This window comes from Neobacillus sp. BF23-41 (assembly GCF_041106275.1).
The window spans coordinates 297,650-314,921 of sequence record NZ_JBGBPR010000005.1 but is presented as its reverse complement, the minus strand read 5'-3'; the positions used below and the strand labels follow the sequence as shown (position 1 = coordinate 314,921).

The 17,272-nt window shown below is 38.7% G+C and carries 17 protein-coding genes; 12 read left to right on the top strand and 5 right to left on the bottom strand.

Annotation, left to right across the window (positions count from 1 at the left end; all coding sequences use genetic code 11):
- Window positions 1-277, top strand: a 277-nt coding sequence (locus tag AB7942_RS11495; protein WP_369446945.1) for a group II intron maturase-specific domain-containing protein, incomplete at its 5' end; no start/stop codon positions are given.
- A gap of 92 nt (window positions 278-369) precedes the next feature.
- On the opposite strand, the gene AB7942_RS11490 is transcribed toward AB7942_RS11495, so the two are convergent.
- Window positions 370-564, bottom strand: coding sequence for an alpha/beta-type small acid-soluble spore protein (locus AB7942_RS11490; RefSeq protein ID WP_088087953.1), 195 nt, complete (start codon window positions 562-564; stop codon window positions 370-372).
- Window positions 565-954: 390 nt separating this feature from the next.
- Here AB7942_RS11490 and AB7942_RS11485 point away from each other — a divergent pair, with 390 nt between their 5' ends.
- Window positions 955-2,073 (top strand): NAD(P)/FAD-dependent oxidoreductase, encoded by a 1,119-nt coding sequence (locus tag AB7942_RS11485; RefSeq protein WP_369446944.1) that lies wholly within the window; start codon window positions 955-957, stop codon window positions 2,071-2,073.
- Window positions 2,074-2,159: 86 nt separating this feature from the next.
- On the opposite strand, the gene AB7942_RS11480 is transcribed toward AB7942_RS11485, so the two are convergent.
- On the bottom strand, window positions 2,160-2,855 hold the full coding sequence (locus AB7942_RS11480) for a LuxR C-terminal-related transcriptional regulator (protein ID WP_369446943.1): 696 nt from the start codon (window positions 2,853-2,855) through the stop codon (window positions 2,160-2,162).
- A 145-nt stretch (window positions 2,856-3,000) separates the two neighbouring features.
- Here AB7942_RS11480 and AB7942_RS11475 point away from each other — a divergent pair, with 145 nt between their 5' ends.
- From AB7942_RS11475 to AB7942_RS11450, 6 genes are all read left to right on the top strand, one after another.
- Window positions 3,001-3,948: an alpha/beta hydrolase gene (locus tag AB7942_RS11475; RefSeq protein ID WP_369446942.1), complete on the top strand. Its 948-nt coding sequence runs from the start codon at window positions 3,001-3,003 to the stop codon at window positions 3,946-3,948.
- 30 nt (window positions 3,949-3,978) lie between these two features.
- On the top strand, window positions 3,979-5,622 hold the full coding sequence (locus AB7942_RS11470; protein WP_369446941.1) for a flavin-containing monooxygenase: 1,644 nt from the start codon (window positions 3,979-3,981) through the stop codon (window positions 5,620-5,622).
- A 262-nt stretch (window positions 5,623-5,884) separates the two neighbouring features.
- Complete coding sequence (locus AB7942_RS11465) at window positions 5,885-6,967, top strand: sulfate permease (RefSeq protein WP_335439490.1); 1,083 nt, start codon at window positions 5,885-5,887, stop codon at window positions 6,965-6,967.
- A 183-nt stretch (window positions 6,968-7,150) separates the two neighbouring features.
- Window positions 7,151-8,068: a ketopantoate reductase family protein gene (locus AB7942_RS11460; protein WP_369446940.1), complete on the top strand. Its 918-nt coding sequence runs from the start codon at window positions 7,151-7,153 to the stop codon at window positions 8,066-8,068.
- 183 nt (window positions 8,069-8,251) lie between these two features.
- A complete protein-coding gene (gene yyaC, locus AB7942_RS11455; protein WP_369446939.1) occupies window positions 8,252-8,878 on the top strand; it encodes a spore protease YyaC in 627 nt (208 codons plus the stop codon).
- 112 nt (window positions 8,879-8,990) lie between these two features.
- A complete protein-coding gene (locus AB7942_RS11450) occupies window positions 8,991-9,668 on the top strand; it encodes a GntR family transcriptional regulator (RefSeq protein WP_369446938.1) in 678 nt (225 codons plus the stop codon).
- A 52-nt stretch (window positions 9,669-9,720) separates the two neighbouring features.
- Here AB7942_RS11450 and AB7942_RS11445 read toward each other — a convergent pair whose 3' ends face one another.
- Window positions 9,721-10,527, bottom strand: coding sequence for an aspartate dehydrogenase (locus AB7942_RS11445; RefSeq protein ID WP_335439487.1), 807 nt, complete (start codon window positions 10,525-10,527; stop codon window positions 9,721-9,723).
- A 674-nt stretch (window positions 10,528-11,201) separates the two neighbouring features.
- Here AB7942_RS11445 and AB7942_RS11440 point away from each other — a divergent pair.
- Both AB7942_RS11440 and AB7942_RS11435 read left to right on the top strand, forming a co-directional pair.
- Window positions 11,202-12,644 carry a hypothetical protein gene (locus tag AB7942_RS11440; RefSeq protein ID WP_335712603.1) on the top strand — a complete coding sequence of 481 codons (1,443 nt, stop codon included), beginning with the start codon at window positions 11,202-11,204 and terminating at the stop codon, window positions 12,642-12,644.
- Between the two features lie 199 nt (window positions 12,645-12,843).
- Window positions 12,844-13,551 carry a hypothetical protein gene (locus AB7942_RS11435; protein ID WP_369446937.1) on the top strand — a complete coding sequence of 236 codons (708 nt, stop codon included), beginning with the start codon at window positions 12,844-12,846 and terminating at the stop codon, window positions 13,549-13,551.
- Between the two features lie 53 nt (window positions 13,552-13,604).
- Here AB7942_RS11435 and AB7942_RS11430 read toward each other — a convergent pair whose 3' ends face one another.
- Together AB7942_RS11430 and AB7942_RS11425 are read right to left on the bottom strand one after the other, a co-directional pair.
- A complete protein-coding gene (locus AB7942_RS11430; RefSeq protein ID WP_369446936.1) occupies window positions 13,605-14,828 on the bottom strand; it encodes a hypothetical protein in 1,224 nt (407 codons plus the stop codon).
- A gap of 567 nt (window positions 14,829-15,395) precedes the next feature.
- Window positions 15,396-15,731 carry a hypothetical protein gene (locus tag AB7942_RS11425; protein WP_088087942.1) on the bottom strand — a complete coding sequence of 112 codons (336 nt, stop codon included), beginning with the start codon at window positions 15,729-15,731 and terminating at the stop codon, window positions 15,396-15,398.
- Between the two features lie 346 nt (window positions 15,732-16,077).
- On the opposite strand from AB7942_RS11425, the gene AB7942_RS11420 reads away from it, so the two are divergent.
- Both AB7942_RS11420 and AB7942_RS11415 read left to right on the top strand, forming a co-directional pair.
- Entirely contained in the window at window positions 16,078-16,407 is a 330-nt protein-coding gene (locus AB7942_RS11420) for a 2Fe-2S iron-sulfur cluster-binding protein (protein ID WP_369446935.1), read from the top strand.
- A 65-nt stretch (window positions 16,408-16,472) separates the two neighbouring features.
- On the top strand, window positions 16,473-17,243 hold the full coding sequence (locus AB7942_RS11415) for a creatininase family protein (protein ID WP_335437621.1): 771 nt from the start codon (window positions 16,473-16,475) through the stop codon (window positions 17,241-17,243).
- Window positions 17,244-17,272 lie beyond the last annotated feature (29 nt).

The following is a 17,272-nucleotide window of genomic DNA, read 5'->3' as shown; positions in this document are numbered from 1 at the left end:
CTACTTCAAAATCGCTGACATTAAGAAGTATTCGTTAAAAATAGATGCTCATGTTAGAAGAAGATTAAGAGCCTGTCGGTGGAAAGAATGGAAGAAAACGAAAACTAAATATCGAAACCTAAAGAAACTTGGAGTTAATTCAAACTCTGCTTGGAAATGTGCCAATTCCCGAAAGGGATATTGGAGAAATTCCAAAAGTCCTGCTCTTGATTTCGCCATGAATAAGAATTATTGGTTAGAACAAGGCCTAAAACAATTAATTCAAATAATTTCATAGAACTTTCGAACCGCCGTATACCGAACGGTACGTACGGTGGTGTGAGAGGTCGGGGGTTAATCACCCCCTCCTACTCGATTGGAAATCATCTGTTATTGATTTTGATGATTTTGAAGGGTTTGTTCAGCATAAGCGACAAGACGTTTCGTCATTTCGCCTCCGACTGAACCATTTGCTCGTGCGGTCGTATCAGCACCAAGTTGAACTCCAAACTCGTTGGCAATTTCTTCTTTCATTTGATCTAAAGCATTGTCTGCTCCAGGAACCAATAGTTTGTTTCTAGCCATGATACATCACTCCCGACGAAGTTTTTTTGAGCAATGAAAAATTGCTCGTATTTAATTTAACCGATTTTGTTCCATTTCATTATAAGTTGGTCCTTTTGAATAATGAAAGCTAAAATTTATTAATGCCATCAGTGGTAAATTCTTCTGCCTTTTGCTAAAATACGCTATCATGGGGAACATTACACTTATGGTTGTAAACATTATTTAATAAAGCGAGTGATGTAGGATATGATAGAATTCCCCAAAAATCTTTATTGTGAAAAGTGCGGTAAAGAAACAGAGCACATGGTACGCGAAGATGCTCTAGAAATTGAATACATTTGTACAGAATGTATGAATGAACAAGAAATCATTAAGTCCTTTTTTTAAAAAGTGCGGAAAAGGTGTAATATGCAAAAGATTGTGGTTATTGGAGCAGGAATTCTCGGGGCGTCAACAGCGTATCACCTTGCACAATTAGGGGCAGAGGTGACATTAGTGGATCGTATGGATCACGGGCAGGCCACTGATGCCGCAGCGGGGATTGTTTGTCCTTGGCTTTCGCAGCGGCGAAACAAAGCATGGTATCAGTTAGCAAAAGGAGGAGCTCGTTACTATCCAGAATTAATTGCTCAATTGGAAGCAGATGGCGAGAAAGAAACGGGCTATCAACGGGTAGGGGCAATTAGTCTTCATACAGAAATGAGTAAACTCGAACAAATGGCTGAGCGAGCACTGAAACGAAGGGACGATGCACCCGAAATTGGGGAGATAACCATTCTTTCACCTGCTGAAACAAAGCGGCTTTTCCCGCCGTTATCTGAGGAGTATGGGTCTGTTCATGTTAGTGGAGGAGCACGGGTAAATGGAAGAGCATTACGTGAGTCATTAATCCGTGCCTCGATCAAGCATGGTGTTACTTTCCGTAACGGGAATGCCTCCCTAGCAATGCAGAGAAACAAAGTGGTTGGCATTATACTTGATGATTCAACATTTTTAGCGGATCAGGTCATTGTTACGGCAGGTGCATGGTCTAAAGAGCTTTTACAGCCATTAGGAGTTCATTTTTTAGTCAAACCACAAAAGGCACAAATCATCCACCTTGAGTTGCCTGAAACAGATACGAGCCAATGGCCGGTTGTTATTCCACCCCAAAACCATTACATTCTTACCTTTGAAAATGGCCAAGTCGTCGTCGGCTCGACTCATGAAAATGATGCTGGATTTGACAATCGTATAACGGCAGGAGGAATCCATGAAATATTAAGCAAAGCCCTAGAAGTAGCACCTGGATTAGCTGCCGGTACGTATCTTGAAACAAGAGTCGGTTTTCGGCCGTTCACCCCTGGCTTTTTGCCTGTGATTGGGGCTTTACCTGATTATGAAGGAATCTATTTAGCCAATGGATTAGGAGCTTCAGGATTAACGAGTGGACCGTATCTCGGCGTGGAACTAGCAAAACTTGTTTTAGGAAAACAAACTGAGATTGACCTGAGTTGCTATGAAATAGCCCTGGCACTTGATGTGTAATAAAAAGAGCACCCACTTGGGTGCTGATACTCCAATTTATCTAATCTAAGGTAAGTTACTTTGGGAAATAAAGCGCTTTCAAAAAACTACGAAAGTATTCCTCTCCGGAAAAGCTCTCCAATCGCATGGGAACGATTCTGAACGCCAAGCTTTTTAATTGCCGTTTTCACATATTGTTTTACCGTTAATTCGCTGATTTCCATCGAATCGGCCATTTCCTTTGTGCTTTCTCCCCAGGCAATTCTCCTCATAACTTCTAGTTCCCGCTTACTTAATACTTGCGGGTCTTCCACACTATCGAATTTTTCTAGAAACTTTCCAACTTCTTTGCCATAAAGGGTTAATAAAGAAAGAAGTTTATCATCTATCACAGATTCTTTCGCGAACTCCGTTGTGCAAATATATCCAATAATGACAGACCTGAAACATATAGGTACAACAACGATCGAATTTACACTCGAAGAAGTTATGTATTTACTACTTGTTTGCTTTAGATACTCAATACCTGAACAATACTTTGCTTTCTTGTCATTTATGCTTGAGTAAATGATCGGCAGGGAACGAATATCGTCACGAATATCCCCAATATGTACCATACCATCAGATGTTAATAAGATGATTCCTTCACCAAGGAAACCTAACGGAGAAAATCTAAATAAATAGGCATTCATGACAGGATAAAGGTCCATGTATACTTCGAGAATTTTATATAATCTTTCTTCATGGCAGGTGGCTTCCTCTAAATCGTGAATTCGATGCTGTAAGGTATACTGAGATGTCATATTATCATCTCCTTTATAGGGATATTGCACGTCTAAAATTGGGAATATTCAAATTATACAAAAAATTATATCCTTAAGATACACTTTTAGGAAAATCTTTTCTTTAAAAGTTGAAAAATTCCCAATTAGGAAAGGAAGATGTTTTTTGGCCAATTTAGACCCGCAAGCAAAAGCTTATTTAGAAATGTTCAGCCAGATGCCATTAATCCAGTCATTAGATGCACAGACAGTAAGAGAAATGTTTGCATTAGCCCCTCCCGTAGAGGTAGAGCTGGCCCAGCTTGCGAAGATAGAGGACAGAATGATTCCTGTCGCCGATGATGCCGAGATTAAGGTGAGAATTTATACACCGGAAGGTCAAGGACCATTTCCTCTATTTGTCTATTACCATGGCGGTGGCTGGGTCATTGGAGATCTTGAGACAGCAGACCCAAGTTGCCGAATGATTGCTAATCGAACTGGCAGAGTAGTCGTTTCTGTCGATTATAGGCTTGCACCTGAATATAAGTTTCCAATCCCTGTAGAGGATTCCTATGTGGCATTAAAATGGGTTAGTGAAAATGCTGTGGCAATAAATGGAAACGCTTCCAATTTAGTTGTTGGCGGTGACAGTGCAGGTGGAAATCTTTCAGCCGTCGTATCGTTAATCGCCAAAGAACAAAATGGTCCAGACATCGCTGCCCAGGTTCTTATTTATCCTGTAACGGCCCTCGGGTACGACACCAAGTCATATCAAGAGTTCCAAACTGGATTTGGTCTTGATAGAGACTTAATGATTTGGTTTGGAAATTATTATATTAACAATGATGAGGATACAAAAAATAAATATATTGCTCCATTATTGGCAGAGGATTTAAGCAATCTCCCACCAGCTTACGTTATTACCGCAGAAAATGATGTCCTAAGAGATGAAGGTTTAGCCTATGCTGAGCGTTTAAAAGAAGCAGGGGTCAAGGTTGAAACGATTATTGAATCAGGTTTAGTACATGGTTATTTTACCAATATGGCGGTATTTCCAGAGCGAATTATAGGATCAATTTCTAGATTTGCCAAGTTTTTAAGTGAAATTGACCAAAAAGTCGGCAGGGTTTAACGATAATATTAGATGCGGGAGGTAGGAATATTGAAATCTACTAAACAGTCAAATCAAGTTGCCAACTACGACGCTGTTGTTATTGGGGCAGGGTTTTCGGGATTGTATACGCTTCATCGCTTACGTGAAGCTGGTTTCTCTACCCGTGTTTTCGAGGCGGGTGATGGTGTTGGCGGTACATGGTATTGGAACCGGTATCCCGGAGCACGCTGTGACTCGGAAAGCATCTATTATAACTACACTTTTTCAGAAGAACTCTATAAGGAATGGACCTGGACCTCTCGATATCCTGAGCAGCCGGAAATACTAAGTTACCTAAATTTTGTTGCAACCAAGTTTAATCTCCGTCGTGACATCCAGTTTCAGACTCGTATTTTGGCTGCCCATTATAACGAAGAGAATAATAGATGGATGATCCATTTGAACGATGGAACTAGTGTATCAGCGAAATTCTTCATCACAGGAGTTGGCTGCCTTTCTGCTGCCAATGTACCAAACTTTAACGGGATCCATAATTTCAAGGGTGAGTGGTATCACACTGGACATTGGCCGCACGAAAAGGTAGATTTCAAGGGTAAGCGAGTCGGCATTATTGGCACTGGTTCAACTGGCGTCCAAGCCATCCCAGTCATCGCTCAAGAGGCTGAACACCTTACCGTTTTCCAACGAACTCCACAGTATTGTGCCCCAGCGAGAAATCATCCGTACGACCCGGAGTATATCCGGCAGGCTAAAGAAAATTTCAGCGAGATAAAACGACAAATGCGTGAATCCCAAGGAGGCCAGCCAGTGGTACCACCTACTAAGTCAGCGCTGGAGGTTACACCTGAAGAGCGAGAGCGTGTATACGAGGAGGCATGGGAGAAGGGTGGATTAGGCATTTTTACTGCCTATTATGACCTGCTTATTAATGATGCAGCCAACGAAACGGCTGCCGAATTTATCCGCTCCAAGATCCGTAAGATTGTAGGTGACCCTGAGGTGGTCGAAAAGCTTTTACCAAATTATTTTTATGGTACCAAACGGCCAATCATTGACACGAATTATTACGAAACGTATAACCGTGAAAACGTCACCTTGGTAGACGTGAAGAAAGCACCGATTGAGGAGATTACTCTAAAAGGGATCCGGACCACGGAAGCGGAATATGAACTGGACGCGCTTATTTTTGCCACAGGATACGACGGAATGACTGGGCCTTTATTGAAGATAGATATTCGGGGTAAAAACGGGGTGTCACTGAAAGAGAAATGGGCTGGGGGAGCACAGACGAGGACCTACCTAGGTATTGCAAACGTTGGTTTTCCGAACATGTTTATGATTACTGGTCCTGAAAGTCCTTCTGTGCTGAGTAATATGCCTGTCTCCATTGAACAGCATGTGGAATGGATTGCGGATTGTATTGAGTATATGAATAAGAATGGAGTGGAAACGATTGAGGCGACTGTTGAGGCGGAAGAAGCTTGGAGTACGCATTGCAGAGAAGTAGCCGAATCCACGCTTTATACTAAAACTGACTCATGGTACACAGGGGCGAATATCCCAAACAAGCCGCGTGGCTTCCTGATTTATGTAGGCGGAGTCGGCGCCTATCGCCAAAAGTGTACCGAAATCACTGCTAAAGGGTACGAGGGATTTTCATTAAAGAGTTCAACTAAGACAGCATTACATTAGTGGATGTATGAATCCAAATTACTACAAAAAAAAGAGTCTTCGGACTCTTTTTTTATTTTCAAAAAATGGGTTTTAAAAATAGTAAAAAGTTATTTTTTGAAAATTTGAAGACATCTGAAATTATTGATTGATTAATGTGGTTTGGGAATGTATAATAAACAAAATACTAAATTATTCCTACCTGAATAGTATGAATTGGGAGTATAAAATTGGTTGCGTGTTTACCAGTTTAATAGATTGGGTACATAAGGAGAGATTATAAATGGTTTGGACGTCTATTGCTTTTATTATTGCTTTTTTCTTTGCGATGAATATTGGAGCAAGTGGGACGGCAGCATCGATGGGATCGGCCTATGGTGCGGATGCCATAAAGAGTAAGCGCTTGGCCATGATTTTGGTTGCATTAGCAGCTTTTCTAGGTGCTGTACTTGGTGGTGGAGAGGTTGTGAAAACGATTGGCGAGGGAATTATTCCTTCCAATCTCCTTACGATTAAATTAGTCGTCCTTATCCTTGCGGGAGCTACGTTGACATTGTTTATTGCAAATATGTTAGGAATCCCTTTATCGACAAGTGAGGTTACCGTTGGATCGATTGTAGGTGCTGGGATCGCTTTTAAAAGTTTATACATAAATAATCTTTTGGTGATTGTTTTCTTCTGGGTGTTAGTTCCAATCGTCTCATTTCTCATTACCTTTGGACTTGGAAAGTTGATATCCGCTGCTGAAAAGCGTTGGGTCGGTTTAACTAAGAATGGAAAATGGAAAAAATGGCTGGCGGTATTACTTGTCATAGGGGGCTGTTTAGAGGCCTTTTCAGCTGGGATGAATAATGTAGCAAATGCCGTTGGTCCGCTGGTAGGGGCTGGGATGATTTCCACGAGTAAAGGAATCTTGATCGGTGGTTTATTCGTTTCAATCGGAGCGATTTTACTTGGGAGCAAGGTGCTTGAAACGAATGGGAAGAAAATCACCAGACTTTCCTTGCTAGAAGGGAGTGCGGTTTCCTTTACAGGAGGAACCCTCGTTATTGTCGCATCACTGTTTGGTTTGCCAATTCCTCTCACCCAAGTAACCACCTGTGGAATATTAGGTGTGGGTGCCTCACAAAAGGGGTTTGGTATTTGGCAAAAATCAGTCATTCAAAGAATTCTAAAAGTCTGGCTAATCTCACCTTTAGCTTCGCTTGTTATTTCTTATATCCTGATTAATCTCTTAGTTAAGATTAATATTTATAATATTATTATCATTGTAAGTACATTGATCGCAACTGTGGGTGTGATCAGCCTTTCAGCGACTATTCGCAAGGAAAACAGTACCATCCATGATGATGGGGGCGGAATATAAGTAATAGATTTTGCTGGTTAAAAACTCTGTTGGGATTCTATTTCAACAGAGTTTTTATATTTCATTAATAAAATACAAGTAGTAAAATAGATTTGTGAAAGCCTATTTACATACTATTTAGTTGCAAAATCAAAATACAAAATACGCAAAAAGCACTTTTTCAATATGGAAGGAATGAAATGTGTGATAGAGATAAAAAAGGTATCGATCATTGGTTTAGGTGCATTAGGAATACTTTTTGGACATCATTTATCAAAGAAAATGCCAAAAGCAGATTTACGAATTATTGCCGACCGGGACCGAATAACCAAATATAATAATGAACACGTCTATTGTAACGGAGAAAGCTGCGATTTCACTTATCTGACACCTGATGAAAAATGTGTGCCAGCTGATTTACTCATTTTCACGGTGAAATATAGTGGTTTAAAGGATGCGATCCAAGCGGTAAAGAATCATATTGGTGACCAGACGATTATTTTATCGGCTTTAAATGGGATTTCCAGTGAGGCTGTCATTGGACAGGCATTTGGGCACGAGAAAATTTTATATTGTGTGGCCCAAGGAATGGATGCCGTTAAGGTCGGGAATCAACTCAGATACGACCATATGGGAATGCTTTGCTTTGGTGAACAAGAACCTGGTTTAATTTCCGAAAATGTTAACAGTGTGGCGGCTTTTTTTGAAAAAATGTCAGTTCCCTATGAGGTCGATACCAATATGGTTAAGAGACAATGGGGAAAGTTTATGTTAAATGTCGGTGTCAATCAAACCGTAGCTGTCTTTCAGAGCAACTATGGTGAGATTCAACGAGAAGGAGAAGCAAGAGAGATGATGATTGCTGCGATGAGAGAGGTAATCACGCTATCTGAAAGAGCAGGCATCCACTTAACCGAAGCAGATTTAGACTATTGGTTACGTGTATTAGCAACCTTAAGTCCAGACGGAAAACCATCCATGGCTCAAGATGTCGAAGCCAGACGTCCAAGTGAGGTGGAGCTGTTCTCCGGAGCTGTCCTAAAATTGGCAGATAAATATGGGATCTCAACTCCAATAAATAAAGAACTTTATCATCGAATTAACTTAATTGAAAGTATATAAAGTGCCTGACTCCCACTGCTTTAAAGTTGTACAATAGCGGGGGTCAGGTACTGTTTTGTTACAAAATTGTGAACTCTGGAGTTCTTTTATGAGATTTTTATTTGCAGGATTATGGCAGGTTTTACGTTAGGTATCATAAAATAAAAGCAAACGTGTATAAACTACAACTTGAGAAGAGGGTTGATGTTTATGTGGCCTTTTGACGGCAAGAAAAAGACGACTGAGAAGGCAGAAAGGTCATGCTATGTTTCCGTTAAAGAGACTACAGAGGGAACCGAGCTAATTGATATTGTCAATAAACTCAAAGAAGTCCTTAGTAGTACCTCGAGGGAAGTCATAATTTTGTGTGTGGGTTCAGACCGTTCCACAGGAGACTCACTTGGCCCGATTGTCGGGACGATGTTAACAGAAGCAGACATTCCTTTTCCGGTTTATGGAACCTTAGAAAAACCAGTTCATGCCTTAAATATAAAGAAAATTCTCAACGACATTTATCAAAAACATAATCAACCATTTATCTTGGGTATTGATGCTTGTTTGGGGGATGAACGACAAATTGGGTTTATTTTTTTAAAAAAAGGTTCTTTAGTACCAGGCATGGCGGTTAATAAATCTTTACCTAGTGTAGGTGAATACCATATGAAAGCTGTGGTTAATTACCTGGATTCATTAGCACCTGCGCAATCCTTAAATAATACGAGATTATTCACTGTCGTGAAGTTGGCCGAAGTTATGGCAAAGATTATTACGCAAGCAGTCTTAGGGGAACTCTCAACTCGCAAAAGACCTATTGAAACTATCCAAAGATGAAAAATTTAAAATTAATTCCCACTCCCTTGGTAAATTCAACCATAGTATTTGATGTTTACAATTAGAGTAAGTTATAATTGGTACAATGTATACCTAGAAAGAGGGAGAAACCGTGGGGAATAATTGGGCAGAGGAAGATCTATTGTCTTTACGCGAAAGGGTCTTTATTCACATTAAAGATCTCATTTTAGAAGGTGAATTTAAAACGGGCGACCGTTTGGTGGAACGGGAACTGGCAGAGCGGTTGAATATCAGCCGAACACCTATCCGTGAAGCGTTGTTTAGATTAGAATCGCAGGGGTTTGTAAAAACCGTTCCAAGAAAAGGTGTTATAGTTGCAGATATTTCAGATAAGGAAATTATTGAAGTATTTACGATTCTTTCCTCACTTGAGGTTTTGGCAGCAAAATTAGCTGCTCAAAAATTAGACGATGAAACCAAAAGTAAGTTTGTCGAGTACTGTAAAAAAGTAGAAGTCTGCTTAAAGGAAAAGAATGATAATGATTTCTCTAATTTACATGGTGAATTGAATCATTTATTATACAGTTCAGCAAAAAATTCAAAATTATATGAAATACTAAGTGGGTTGTCAGATTATATTCGGGCATTTGCCAAGACAGGTTATAAAAATCCAGGCCGGCCGGTGCAGTCGATGGAAGAACATTTACGAATTATGGAAGCCATTATCAATCAGGAAATAGAAATGGCTGAGTATTTGACGAAGATTCATATTGAAAATTCTCGAAAAGCGTATATTGAGGCTGTTAATCAAGTAAAAAAGAGTAAATAAATAAAAAAACTCCATCCACTGGTGGAGTTTTTCTAATTCTGTCTGCAAGTTATTAAAGTCCGATTACGACTGAGGTGGTTAGATTCTGTAATACTTTTGCGACACTCATCGCCACTATAGGACTAGATTTAGGATTTTGCTTAAAAGGCTTGTTTTGAATCGTTATTTCCATTTGACCAAAAAAGCCCTTCGCAGTGATTGTGTGGGTATTCATTTGAATCGTTGGGTCCACATAAACTTGAACCTTCGTTTCTTCGAATCCAATCCCGGCAAGACTTAGTGCCGCGGATACATTCACGTTTTCAGGGAATAATTTTGCAGCGTTTCTGGCATTGCCATTAAAAATACAAAAAGGATCTTTAATTGTTTCTAAATCTACTTTCTCCTCCGCAATCGTCCCATACCAACTTTTTGTTGGCTTCCTTGTTATAAGGGTGATTTCATCAATTTCTCCCAATACACCAGCAGCGATTCGGTCCAATCCAGCGATTGCTGCAGAGGGTATTATCATTTGTTTATTGTATTTAGTTGCGGCCGCCTGTAAGGACTCATAAAAGTCTATATTTGCTAAAGCACCGACAGAAAGGATGACTAAATTACTTCCTGAGGAAAGGGCTTTTTCACCATATAGTTGGAGGGCATGATGACCGGCTGCTTCAATAATGATATCTAAATCTTGGTTAAAAAAAACATCTTCATTAGTAGTTACTTTACATTGACTAGGTGGGTTGCCTAAAGGACCAAGTGGGGTTCTAACCAAAAGGGCTTGAAGGGCGACATCACCAGCATGTCCTGACTCAATTAACTCGCTAATACTCCTTCCAAGCGTTCCATATCCAATGATACCAGCTCTAAGCATTTTCATTCTCCTCGGATTAAAATTTTTATAGCAATGAACTATAAAGTTACCAATCTATGTATTTAAAGTGATTTGTATACCATATACCATCGATTTTATACATTTTAGCCGATTCGATCCACAAAAGCAATAGTAATCATATGAATTTATATAAACTTCTAAATTTTCTAAATTATTTGCAAAGATTAGAGAATAATGGTATATTATTTTCAACCTTAAGAAAACAAGGTGTACATAGTGAAAAAGAGGGGGATGATCTGGATTATTCCTTCATAATCAAACTACTTAAAAACCAGTAAAAAAATGTGTAAGCGCATTCATGTTCAAATTTATTTTTAGGTAGATTGATTGCTTTAGGAAGTCGAAAAATGGTGTTATTGAAGTTGATTTTAATTCAGTATTTAGTTGTAATCAGAAATTACGAAAATATTTTTTTGTTATCATGGTATACAATCTACAATATGCAAGGCAATCTCTTGAATTTATTCTTTTATTGAAAATAGCAATTGTAATCTTTATAGGGAATAAGAAAAGAAATTCAGAAGTAGAGGATATACACCATGGTAACGAGCCATTTATAACTGGTATTCCTTCACCTACGGTCTTTTCCAATAATTAAAGAAATCTTTCGCATCAATCGTTTTAAAAATTTTTTAAAACAACGGAGGGGAAATATGGAATTAACAGCAGCTCATTGGGTTTATCTAGTAGTCACTGTAGCCGTTATTATTATCATGCTTTTTAGAAAAGGTGTTGTCTTACCTCTTATAGTTGGAACCTTTTTAGTAGCAGCCGTGTATAAAGGGAGCGTGATCGGCGGTTTTCAAGCCGTCTTTAATGCAAACCTAGTTGCCGCAAAGGAACTATTTAGTATTTTCCTAATCATTTCCATCATGATCGGTCTTCTTAATTCCTTGAAGGATCTAGGGTCAGATAAAAGGATGGTCGTGCCGATCAAAAAAATAATGGTAAACGGACACGTTTCTTATTTAGTGTTAATGGTCACTACGTTTGTGATTTCACTCTTTTTCTGGCCAACCCCAGCTGTTCCGTTAATTTGTGCTTTGTTAGTGCCTGCAGCAGTAAGTGCAGGATTGCCAGTCATGACTTCAGCAATGGTTATTGTTATTGCAGGACAAGGTATGGCACTTTCATCAGACTATATTATGCAAGTAGCCCCAATGCTTAGTGCGAAAGCCGCAGGAATTGATAAATCCTTAGTATCAGATAAGGCCTTCATTCTTTCTCTCATTACTGGAATAACTTCTCTAGCGATTGTGTATGCCACACATCGAAAAGCGATTACAAAAAGATCTGTTAATGAGATTAATAAAGAGGAGAAGGCATTCTTCCAAGTTACCGAAGAACTTGCTGCTACAGTAGAAGAAACTGCTGAAGTTATTAAAGTAAAAGAAAAATGGGGAAAAATCTTTGCGATTATTGTGCCTTTAGCAATGCTTGCTGTTATGATTTTTATGTTCCAGACAAAAATTGGCGGTGGAGCTGGATTTGAGGGAGGCGACGGCGCAGCTTTTATTGGAGGAGTGGCAACCATTCTCTTAGTGTTGGCGACGATTGCTTTTAACCGAATTCATGCACTCGATAAAATTAGTGAACATATTACCGAAGGTTTTGTGTTCGCATTTAGGGCGATGGCACCCGTTATTCCGATTGCAGGCTACTTCTTTATGGGAAGCGGAGACTTTTCAGCGTCAATCCTTTCCTTAAGTGAAGATGCAGCCAAACCAGGCTTTCTATTTGATTTGATCCAAGCAGGTCAAAATTATATTCCACATAGCCCAGTTATAGCAGCATTTAGTATCTTAATCGTTGGAATCATTACAGGGTTAGATGGTTCTGGGTTTGCAGGGCTACCGTTAACAGGTGCTTTGTCTGGAGCGATTGGACCTGGAAGTAATATCGATCCTTCCGTTCTGGCAGCTATAGGGCAGATGGGAGCGGTTTGGAGCGGCGGAGGTACGCTGATTGCATGGTCATCTCTTGTTGCAGTTGCCGGGTTCCTACAAGTATCACCGTTAGAACTGGCCAGAAAGAATTTCTTCCCAGTTATAACCGGACTTACCATTGCTACAATACTGGCAGTTTTCATTTGGTAAAGTAACAGTTTAATCAACTATAACTTTACATTAGACTAGATACAGAGATTAGGGGTCGCTAATAAATAAAGAGGCTATTCCAAAAGTCAGCAGCGAACTGATTTTTGGGGTAGCCTTATTATTTGTAGTTTAAACAAGAAAATATTTGTTATCTTGAAAAGACAATAAACATAGGATGAAACGAAAAGAGGGATAAAGGATGAAACAACCAAGGATTGGTTTAGTAGGGATAGGAAAATTAGGAACTGCTTTGATGACTCATTGGGATAAAAAGTCAATCCCAATAGGTGTTTACCACCCAGTTGAAACAAAAGCCAGAAATTATCTCCACCTATTTCAAAATGGCTATCACTTAACAGAAAGTGAAATAGGTAATGTAGATATCTTAGTTCTCGCACTTCCTGCTACGGAGATTATTCCGTTTATCTCAAGCTTAAAGCTCCAGAGCAATGCTCAGCATACACCATCTATCATTAATATGGCAACGAACTTTGCTACCAATGAGCTAATGACCAAGTTTCCAAGCTTAGAGGTTCATGGCATGAAGTATATGGGTCATTCTAGAGATTTATTGGAACACGCAAATGGTTTATTTATTACTGAATCCGTATTACCCCCAAAGATTAAAGAGCTTTTTGAGGAGATTGGAAGGGTAAAAATTGATCGTGAAAGTTGTTTAACAGAGGTAAATAAATTAGCCACGTATTTTGCCTTAAAAACGGCAATCAATATCGAGACTGAATTTGCGGACAGAGGATTATCTCCAGAATACCTTAAAAGAGCGCTAACATCGCTGGCACCCGAAGTGATACGTTCCTATAATGAGGGGAGTCTTGGGCACTTTGCTAAGGAAATAGTCAAAGAAATTAAAGCAGAGAAATCTAGTGATGGTCCTACAAGCCATTAAATTGCTAAAGGTGTCAATCAAATGATTGACACCTTTAGTGATGAGCGGCTGTGTTAGGCAAAAAACACTTGTAAAATAAATAGATACAACATGACAAATCCGATATAAATACTTGCGAAGGAAAGATTCCAGTTCGATACTTTATAGGAGCTTTCCTTGACGATGTTTGACATAAGTCCCAATGTGGCATTATATGGACCCACTAGAAACGCTGATACAGCTCCTGCTAACATCGCCACAGTCAGAATATGTGGTGAAATCCCAATCACCTCTGGATTCAAGCCTTCTGTCATTAGAGCTAATGAAACTGCGGGATGCAGCCCTAGAAAAGCAAAAGCTAGCGGGATTAAAGGCAGTAATATCAAAAAGATTTCCACACCTGAAAAATTAATAAATTTATTTACCCATGCATCTAGCAATACATTATTATGGGAAACATTAATGGTTGAGATAAAAAAACCTGCTGATAAATATATGAAGAATTGATCCTTCATACTTACAGAGAAGGATTGAAAATGCTGGACCAACTGGGCTCCGAACTCTTTACTCTGTTTTAAGAGGAAGGACCAGGTAAACGAAAATGGAATGACAAGTAAGGATACTAAAATTAAAAACGGATAAGGAAACTTTGATTCTAGTACAGAAATGACCACGTTAAAAATGATGATTGCCAAGAGAATTTGAAAGACTCTACCCGAACGATTCATCTGACCTGTTGGTTCGACCGTAGCAGCGGTTTCGTGGACGGATAGGTCCTTTTTGTTTTGGATCATGAAATTTGCCTTACGTGAGCCGATATACCAATCCACCCCCATACCTACGATGCTTAAGGGAATGACATACGGGAGTATCGAGACCCAGCTAACTCCTGTCATTGTGATAACTATCCCGACAATTGGTGTAACAGGTGCCCATATTAAAGGCATGGCAAACCCGCGCGTAATCGCTCGGCTCATGAACCGTTCCTTATTCTCAACGGGAATGACATCTAATGCAGGCCTAATCGAGTAGTATGTCATTGGTAATGTGGCCAGATTCATAAAAATACTAAAAAAATAAGATATGCCAGACGTAATCATGTACAATTGACCAGAGGTTTTTACTCTTTTTTGAATAATATTTTGTATGCCCCCGCTATAACCGCCTAGTTTTATCGGTATCCCTAAAATCGGAATCAGTGTAAACATGGTAAGCAAGTCCAGCATAGGGCCGAAAGAAAGAATATATTGATGCCAGGAAGCCCCGCTTGTCCATAATAAGACCACTCCAAGCAGCAAAAATGTACCTCCTAAAACTTGAACAAATCGCTTGGCTTGAAATAAGGTAATTAGCACAATCGCAAGACATAGACAGGAGATTAGTACACCCAGATTTAGCACAGGCAATAACACAGAAAATAGATACAATAAAATTACGATAAAAAACATATACCTCAGCATATCAACCACCCAATCTTTAATGAATTGTATACCATATATTATTATTTAGGCTAATTTTGTCACGAATTTGCCATTAATTATGAATAAATATGGTATTTGGTATACAAAATTCTTGTTTTATTGTTAATTCCATTATACAATTACATTATCAAATAACTCAATTAATAGGGGGCTTTTAAATGTTTAACTTTCTATTTAGATCCAAAAGGGCTGCAGAAAAAGCTGAGAAAAAACTAGCTTCACTAAGAAAAACTCTTAAGTTCTAAAGTTACTTATTCAACCGCCGCTTAAAAGCCGGCGGTTTTTTGTACTTTAAAAACAATATCAAGACAAAAAAACGGAGAGCAAAGCTACCTCTCCGGAAATTATATATAGAAAAGCTATTTTTTTTGTACAATAAATTTTCTAAACGGCTACCTCAGCTGATTTTACCAGTTTGGAGTTGACAGAATCCACGCTGTTCCCGGACGCCTTGACAATCTCATTTAATTCCTCGCGAGCAGCTTCAATGGTATCAAACTTTTCAAAAAACTTTACAGCTATCTGATTAACATATTCTTTTCCTTCAAAATTTTCAAATAATCGAATTTTAATCGTTTCATCAAGGACTTCAGCAATCGTATATTTCGCTTTTAAATTGTCAAAGAAATAGAAATGGTAGGTTTCAATCGGTTTTAACCCATCGTTTTCGAGAATTGTTTGGAAGGTATCTTTATTAGTTAAGACAATATATTTCCCCATGTAGAACACTCCTTTGAGTTTTTAATACCCTTTAATTTCAAGTCGGATAAGTATTTAATCTCTGTTCCTCTAAGTATAGTAACTTCCTACGTTAATTTTTTTCTTTTCTCACCTCCAAGGGATATTGTATACCAAACTCCTTATGTGTATTTTATATCAGGATGTTAAAATGTTCAAGGTTATATTCTAAATATTTAAATAATTATCTAAGTTGTTGATAGACTAACTGATTTACATGAAAAAAATTCGTTCCAATTAAAAATTCTAGTTTGCTTATCTAACAAAAAGATTGTATACTTCAGAAGAGTATCAAAAATTTTTGGAATAAACAGAAAGGGGTAACAATATGCCAAAAGTGATCATTCATGTTGATGGAACAACAATTGAACAAGAAGTGAAAGACAATGCCAATTTAGTAGTATTAGCAGGGACCCGTCAATTACCAAAATTAAAGTATGGCTGCGGAATGGGGCGATGTACAAAATGCACTTGTATCGTCGTAAACGGAGCTGAGTCATTATCTCCACCGAATTGGAAAGAAGAAAAAATGCTTGGAGATAAGGTCAATGAGGGCTATCGCTTAACATGTCAATTAACCATTAAAGAAGATATTGAAATTACACAGGAAAATATCTCGATCCAAGCCCCGAAGAAACAATCTGCTATCCAATCTTGATAGGGAATTTATTTATATTTTTTTATGGTATACAAAATACAACCAACTTAAGTAGGTGAGTTAAAATGGATTGTTATGATTTAACCAGCATGACATGGAAAGAAGTAGAAGAATCGCTTAAGACTGTTGAATTTGCGATCATTCCAATTGGTGCTCACGAACAACATGGTCCCCATATGGTAGAAAGTTGCGATGCTGTCTTAGCTGAAAAGATGGCCAAGAAGTTAGGCCAACGAATGTTTCCTTTTGCATTGGTCACACCAACCATTAATATGGGTGTTTCCCAACACCATTTAAATTTTCCGGGAACCATCTCCTTGCAGCCCACCACATTAATTGCTGTTTTAAAGGATGTTATCTCATCATTGAAGCATCACGGCATTAAAAGGTTTTTGTTTTTAAATTCTCACGGCGGTAACCAATCAACCTTAAACGTTGCTTCTATGATGTTAACCAAAGAACTGGATGTTGAAATTTACTATGCTAAGACGACTGCATCTGCTAAAAAGGCGATTAAGGAAAATGTAACATCACAATTATTTGGTCATAGCTGTGAACGAGAAGTTTCTGAAGCACTTTATTTGGCTCCTGAGCTAGTCCGTCCCGAAAACCTAGAAAAAGGTGATATCCAAGAAGAGGGAAGATGGAAGCAACTTCGACCTGGAAAAGCGATTCAAGGATTTTATTATTATGAAGAAATGACGAAAAACGGCTGTATTGGGGATGCCACAAAAGCAAGCTGGGAAATCGGTCAGCAGATCGTAGAGGAATCCATAGAGAATCTTTCAAAAGAACTCTATAAATTATTAGAACTGAAAGTGGACGTCCATCAATAATTTTAGTAGTAGAGAAAAAAGAGTATCAA

What these genes read in the sequence shown, in the direction of transcription:
- AB7942_RS11490 (WP_088087953.1), bottom strand. Translation starts at nt 564, where the DNA reads ATGGCTAGAAACAAACTATTGGTTCCTGGAGCAGACAATGCTTTAGAT.
- AB7942_RS11485 (WP_369446944.1), top strand. Translation starts at nt 955, where the DNA reads ATGCAAAAGATTGTGGTTATTGGAGCAGGAATTCTCGGGGCGTCAACA.
- AB7942_RS11480 (WP_369446943.1), bottom strand. Translation starts at nt 2,855, where the DNA reads ATGACATCTCAGTATACCTTACAGCATCGAATTCACGATTTAGAGGAA.
- AB7942_RS11465 (WP_335439490.1), top strand. Translation starts at nt 5,885, where the DNA reads ATGGTTTGGACGTCTATTGCTTTTATTATTGCTTTTTTCTTTGCGATG.
- yyaC (WP_369446939.1), top strand. Translation starts at nt 8,252, where the DNA reads ATGTTTATGTGGCCTTTTGACGGCAAGAAAAAGACGACTGAGAAGGCA.
- AB7942_RS11445 (WP_335439487.1), bottom strand. Translation starts at nt 10,527, where the DNA reads ATGCTTAGAGCTGGTATCATTGGATATGGAACGCTTGGAAGGAGTATT.
- AB7942_RS11440 (WP_335712603.1), top strand. Translation starts at nt 11,202, where the DNA reads ATGGAATTAACAGCAGCTCATTGGGTTTATCTAGTAGTCACTGTAGCC.
- AB7942_RS11435 (WP_369446937.1), top strand. Translation starts at nt 12,844, where the DNA reads ATGAAACAACCAAGGATTGGTTTAGTAGGGATAGGAAAATTAGGAACT.
- AB7942_RS11425 (WP_088087942.1), bottom strand. Translation starts at nt 15,731, where the DNA reads ATGGGGAAATATATTGTCTTAACTAATAAAGATACCTTCCAAACAATT.
- AB7942_RS11420 (WP_369446935.1), top strand. Translation starts at nt 16,078, where the DNA reads ATGCCAAAAGTGATCATTCATGTTGATGGAACAACAATTGAACAAGAA.
- AB7942_RS11415 (WP_335437621.1), top strand. Translation starts at nt 16,473, where the DNA reads ATGGATTGTTATGATTTAACCAGCATGACATGGAAAGAAGTAGAAGAA.